Origin of the sequence: Secundilactobacillus silagincola (assembly GCF_002583405.1) — a bacterium.
Taxonomy (GTDB): Bacteria; Bacillota; Bacilli; order Lactobacillales; family Lactobacillaceae; genus Secundilactobacillus; species Secundilactobacillus silagincola.
The window spans coordinates 38538-41394 of record NZ_BCMJ01000001.1 but is presented as its reverse complement, the minus strand read 5'-3'; the positions used below and the strand labels follow the sequence as shown (position 1 = coordinate 41394).

Sequence of the window (2857 nt, the reverse complement as noted above, 5' to 3'; positions counted from 1 at the left end):
GACAACGCCGCCGGATCAACCGACGATACCAGACCAGCCGACAACACCGCCGGATCAACCGACAGTTCCGGTTCAGCCGACGACTCCCCCAAGTCAACCGACAGTTCCGGATCAGCCAACGACGCCACCGAATCAGCCGACAGTTCCAGATCAACCGACAACACCAGATGAGCCACAGCCAGATCAACCAACGACGCCGGATGAGCCACAACCAGATCAACCCACAACGCCAGATGAACCACAACCGGATCAACCAACGACACCAGATCAGCCTGAACCAGGTCAGGCAATTACCACTGGTGTTAATGAATATGGCAAAGCGCATCGGCGACCTAACATCGTATATTCGATGCAGGATAGTGAAGTAGTTCCGGTATCGGCCAAAGTGAATAAGATTCGCACAGTTTCTCTCAAAGGTTCAGTGAAGGCCAAGGCAAAGGTTCCTGAAAGCAAAGAGATCTTACCGCAATCAGGTGATAGATCAGATATTTCTGTTTCGGTTTTGGGTTACTTCTTACTTGCTTTGGGAAGCTTGACTAGCTGGTTAAGCTTCAGAAGAAAAAGAAAAAATTAGACACATGAATAGTTAAGTTTTAGTCAGGTACCCCCAAAAGATTTTTACCTTTTACTTTGATTAAAATAGTTACTATCCATTCAAGCATTCCTCTCCGAATGCATAAAAAATAACCGAGAAGATCAAAATGATCAGTTCTCGGTTATTTTTGTGCATTGATACGCGGTTTAATTGCTGTGTTCTGCATTAGCTTTTATAAAAGTAAATAAATCTTAAAAAAGGTTGATTAATCAAATAAACTAATCTAAAATGAACATTACCTTAAGAATTAATCGTACATAGTGAACGGTATTTAAAGAAGAAACTATCATACATAACCGGTGCATCTATTTTCTTCAGTCATCTTTGATCATAATGAAGGGATATACAATATAATGGAAAAAACTAATCGAAAAGATAGCAAGATAAGGGAACAAGTGCGTCGTTTTGAGTGTAATAGTGGAAAATATTGGTTACACATGGGCCTTACCACTGTTACGATGATGACAGGATTTGTGCTCAGTACAAAGGTTGCTAATGCCCAGACGAGTGTTGCTTCAACAGTGCAAATATCTCAGGCTAAGGGAAAAAAATCGAGTAAAACGGCTAATAACATGTCAGAACAAGATACAACTCAGCAAAAAGGCGATGAAACGGCAGGGGCTAGTAATGATGCTGAAAGCGTAACGTCAACGCCGTCAGATTCCAGTGACAATTCTACTTTGAATCAAAAGGATGGTTCGAATGCGTCAGATACGACTAATCCTGCTAATAATGTTTCTGAAATTTCTGAAACAGCCGACCAAGAAACTGAAGCAACGGTGAGTAGTCAGGTAGAAACCAGCAAAGATTCAATTGTAACCACAGCTTCAGCGGATTCAGTTAGTAATACGCCAACAAATAACGATGATCAATCAGCGATTTATAATGATGATGCTTTGAAGACTAAAAATATTGATGTTAACAAGCTAACTAGTAATAACGTTTTGAAGTTAGCTTCTTTATTCCATATTTTTGCTAATCAAGCCAGTTTATCTTCGGATACTCGTGGTAACTTAGCCGTTGGTATTTTAAATCAAGCAAACAACTTTGGAACTCGAGATCAGGCAGCAACGAATTTAACTAGTGAAGATATTGATTATATCCAACAAGTCTTAAACGGACAGCAAATACCGACTAACGCCTTTAGTGATCCCAGTGGTAATCGAGTGGTATTCGGTCAAGACTTTACCATAACCACCGATTCTAGCGGTAGAGCTGTAGTAAATGATCAGCGGATTGATAGTTCAGCCAATGGTAATGATACGGTTGACAAAGATGCTGATGGGAAAGTTTATATTGATTTCGCCAAGGTTTTTAGTGAACTCATTCAAAACTCAAATGAATTCTCAGATGAAGCACAATCTACTGGTGTGGATGAAGAACTAAAGGATGAAAATAATCGCTCTATTAATGTAGCTAATGCAACTTCATCTAATGGTGTTGTCTACGTTGACTTGCCGTTTGAGTATCTTAGCGATCAACGACAGATTACGATTAAAGGCGTTAGCAGCAGTAACGATGGGCCAACAATTATTATCAACTTAACCGATATTCCGACTGGGGATGCCCCGCAAACTGTTTCAAGCCAAGTTCATCTGCAATATGATCAGAGTACTAATAACGTGCAGGATAACGACCTGCTTAGTAAACCTAACCATGTTTTATGGAACTTCGGAACAGGAAACTCTGATTCTAGCAGTACTTCTGGCACAAGCAATGCAACGTTTAATATTGGTAATTCGTTTTATGGTAGTATTCTTGCGCCTAACGCCACGATTAATGTCACTGCTAGTAGTTTTTACGGCAACATTGCGGCTAATGTGGTTAACATTGCGGGTGGAACATCTCACAGGTGGGATATTCAATCGCAAGCGGCAACGTCTCAGCCAGTATTTAAAGAAGAAGTGGGGACACCACTATACACAAACGACGACGATCCGAACAATCTGGGTGAGGTTCCCGATGGTATCGGAGTAGGCGTTGGAGTGGGTACGCCACTTTACACCACCAGCGACCCGAACAATCCGGGTAAGCTATCTAACGGTATAAAAGTATATACGCAAGAAAGAGTAGCAGCACCAGTCTACACAACCAGCGATCCGAACCAGCTGGGTAAGCTATCTAATGGAGTTAAAGTATATACGCAAGAAAGAGTAGCAGCACCGGTCTACACCACCAGCGACCCGAATAATCCAGGTAAGCTATCCAATGGTATAAAAGTATATACGCAAGAAAGAGTGGCAGCACCAGTCTACACCACCA

The 2857-nt window shown here is 41.5% G+C and carries 2 protein-coding genes; both read left to right on the top strand.

The features are described 5' to 3' along the window. Positions 1 to 574: LPXTG cell wall anchor domain-containing protein (locus CES82_RS12385; protein WP_180245610.1), on the top strand; the 574-nt coding region annotated here is incomplete at its 5' end. A gap of 479 nt (positions 575 to 1053) precedes the next feature. After that, the coding region (locus CES82_RS00150) for a collagen-binding domain-containing protein (protein WP_180245609.1) at positions 1054 to 2857 on the top strand (1804 nt) is incomplete at its 3' end.